The sequence below is a fragment of the Christiangramia lutea genome (assembly GCF_022489035.1).
Lineage (GTDB): Bacteria > Bacteroidota > Bacteroidia > Flavobacteriales > Flavobacteriaceae > Christiangramia > Christiangramia lutea.
On sequence record NZ_JAKVTV010000017.1, the window covers coordinates 1 to 3,214 of the forward strand.

Here is a 3,214-nt window from a genome sequence, read left to right on the forward strand (position 1 = left end):
TAATAGCCGTATGTAATAAGCTCCTGAAACAGGCATTTGCCATCGCCAAATCAGGAACCTATTACAAAGAAAATTATTTATCGAAATCAGCTTAAAAGGACTTGGATTTTACCTTAGTTCTTTGTTGGGCACAGTACGATTAGCATAATGTTTCTTCTATATCTTGCTCCTCTAGTATTTTTTTATTTCTATTTGAACATTTACTTGTTAGCTCTAGATCTGATGCAATCTTAAATTCGTGTCCGAGTTGTGGTTCTGCATATATTTTATTTTTTTCAAATCTGCTAATCCACTTTTCAAAGTCAAAAAGTAAATCAGCATTTTCAATTCGTAAATGCCCCTGATTTTTTTTGATTATACGCCTTAAGTTTTCTGGAATTATTCTTGGTTCTCCTCCGAAGTAGTAAAATTCAGTCGACAATAAAGAGTTATTGCCACTCAAGTCTCTTTTTATATTTGATTCATTATGAACACCTTTTCTCAAATTAAGTTCATTCTGATTTGAAAAATCGTAAATACAGTCTCCCATTCTTTTTCGCCAATCTTTATTATACCAGGAAGGAATTTTTTCTTTCAGTTTCTTCGAGCAAAATTTGTCATACTGTTCGAGAGTCATCTTTTCAGTTATTTTCATTGCATAAACTAAACTGTCAGAAAGATCATATTTATTTCCGTCTTTTAGTTTAGAGTTTTTAGAACCTGTTCCAATTACCCAATCTCCAACTCCTGCTGTTCTTCTAATCGCAGGTTTGCAAATAGTCAATGTACAAATTCCCCAAAAAGGATTTGGTGCTGCTCCGTCATCAAATCTTAAAACGTATGAATAAATTCTTTTCAATTTTAATTCTTATTTAGTTCAATTGTACGCTTAATAGCTTAAAAGAAATAGGCTGTCTTTTTAAACAGCCTATAATTTGTAGCAGACCGAGGAATCGAACCTCTAACCCGTCCCTAGGTTTCTTAAATGCTGGAGCTTTCAAGGAATTTCTGTTTGGACAAGTCTGCGGTTCGGGATGGTCTGCCCACCAAATAGAAATAACGTTATTAGAATTACTGGAATTATAACAAAGGTCAAACCTTTTACGATATTATTGAATCTTTCTCTCATATGATTTATTTTTTTAATTAAACAATCACAGATTAATCGAACAATAATTCCTTGAGTTAAACTATAAACCCAACTATTTAATTCACCAAGATTTTAAAGAACGTATTATTTTTTATCAGAGTTCATACTCAAATATAATGATTCATTTTTAGTATTGTGCCCAACGGTCTCGGTTATCGCCAGTTGGCGGAGTAAGGGACGCGGATTTGTCAGCTTAGTATTGGTTTATTGGTCAAGTTAATTATTTTCTTACTAACGGTACCGCTTATTGGCGATTAACCGTTGTTGTGTGTTGTTTTTAATTCCCGATTAAACCATAGGATTACCGCATTGTTTAGTTCTTCTTTTTTATTTGAGAAGAAATGATCCGTATCGAATATTTGAAGTTCATAATCATAGTTTATCGCCTTTAGTTTTTCACCTATTTCCTCTGCCTGTTTGAAATCAACCCTTTTGTCTTTTGTTCCTGCCAAAATTAAAAGACTTGAATTTTTATCAAGTTTCTCTGGCCAATAAACTACGGATCTTTTTTTTAGTTCTTGATTTCTATTTTCACAATAATTCGGAACACATTCTTCTAAAACATTTTCTAAACCTGGTAAATGTTCTACAGTTTTAAAGAAGTCGGCTGGGCCATTTCCAACAATAGCAGTTTTAATCTTATTTGAATTTTTTAAAGCTAAATATGTCATTAACCCGCCTCTGGACCAACCAAACATTCCGATCAGATTATTATCTGCTTTATCTAGGTCTTTTATTGTTTCTGTCAAATTTAAGACATCATTTAAGTCAGATCCACCGAGCTCGTCTTTTTCTCTATAATTACTACCAATTATGAAATATCCCTCGTTAGCTAGTTTAGATGTATAAACTATCATAGTAGCAAGATTAAGAGCCGCAAAATTTCTATTTCCACCTCGATTGAATATTACTACTGGATATTTACCTTTTTTCTTAGGCTCAACTATATACCCCTTTACTTTTTTTGAATCGCTTAAATATGTAATAAAAAAGAAGTTTAGATTTTCTAAATATTCATACTCAGGTTTAGGTTCATTATTTATTGAAATTTGGTCCCAAAAAGTAGATTTTTCAAGATCAATATGAATCTTGTTTAGGATTTTTCCGTTTTGAGCAGAACCTTGAATTGAAGCAAAAAATAGAAAAATTAGAAGTAGAATTCTCATATTAAAAATAACATACAACGGTCTCGGTTATCGCCAGTTGGCGGAGTAGGGGACGCGGATTTGTCGGCTTAGTATTGGTTTGTTGGTCAAGTTAATTATTTTCTTACTAACGGTGCCGCTTATTGGCGATGAACCGTTGTTGGCATTAGTACTTAGTCCACAAATGTTTCTTTAATCACCTCTTTACACTTTTTGATTTCCGAGTTGGATAATGATTCGAAGATTTTCACAATTCTTTGTTTGTCAATTGTTCTTATTTGGTCAATTGCGATCATTCCTTTTTTTCCATTTGATTTTACCGGAATTCTAGTTGGATATTTTTTTGTGTTTGTTGTCATTGGAGCAACAACAATTGTTCTTAAGTATTTATTCATCTCATTTGGAGAAATGATTACGCAAGGTCTGGTTTTCTTAATTTCACTTCCAACTGTCGGATCTAGATTAACTAAGACTATATCGTATTGATTTAAATCCATTCATCAAAGTTTTCATCATCAAACACATCATTCATCAGAAGTTGATCATCTTCATTTTTGGCCATTTTTTTAAATTTCTCTTCCCAATTTTTTCTTGGCGAATCAATTGGTCGGAGTATAATTTGACCTTTTTCTAAAATGAGTTCTACTTTATCTTTTATGTGGTATTTTTCAAGAATCGTTTTGCTTAAACGAAGTCCTTTTGAATTTCCAATTTTTATAATTGAAGTTTCCATAGCTTTTATTTTTGTAAATACAAAGTTATTACTTTAAATCAGATTTCAAAATTTAATTTTCTCTGTTTAAGTATTAATGCCAACGGTCTCGAATATGAAGAGTAGGGGCTTCTATATTCGTGTTTAAATTTAGGTGTTTTTGAATTCTGAAATATACACAATTCTTGTTTGCCCCTATTCTTTATATTCGTCGTTATGTGCAGCAGA

The 3,214-nt window shown here is 32.0% G+C and carries 4 protein-coding genes; all 4 read right to left on the reverse strand.

Annotated features, from left to right (window positions below):
• Positions 1–139: 139 nt before the first annotated feature.
• The 4 genes from ML462_RS15905 to ML462_RS15920 all read right to left on the reverse strand — a co-directional run bounded on the left by ML462_RS15905 (position 140) and on the right by ML462_RS15920 (position 3,007).
• Entirely contained in the window at positions 140–838 is a 699-nt protein-coding gene (locus ML462_RS15905; protein ID WP_240714821.1) for an Nmad2 family putative nucleotide modification protein, read from the reverse strand.
• Positions 839–1,383: 545 nt separating this feature from the next.
• Positions 1,384–2,295, reverse strand: a complete 912-nt coding sequence (locus ML462_RS15910) for an alpha/beta hydrolase family protein (RefSeq protein WP_240714822.1) — start codon at positions 2,293–2,295, stop codon at positions 1,384–1,386.
• Positions 2,296–2,447: 152 nt separating this feature from the next.
• Positions 2,448–2,771 carry a type II toxin-antitoxin system PemK/MazF family toxin gene (locus tag ML462_RS15915; protein WP_240714823.1) on the reverse strand — a complete coding sequence of 108 codons (324 nt, stop codon included), beginning with the start codon at positions 2,769–2,771 and terminating at the stop codon, positions 2,448–2,450.
• Positions 2,762–3,007, reverse strand: coding sequence for an AbrB/MazE/SpoVT family DNA-binding domain-containing protein (locus tag ML462_RS15920; RefSeq protein ID WP_240714824.1), 246 nt, complete (start codon positions 3,005–3,007; stop codon positions 2,762–2,764). Before ML462_RS15920 ends, ML462_RS15915 begins: the two co-directional genes overlap by 10 nt.
• Positions 3,008–3,214: the final 207 nt, after the last annotated feature.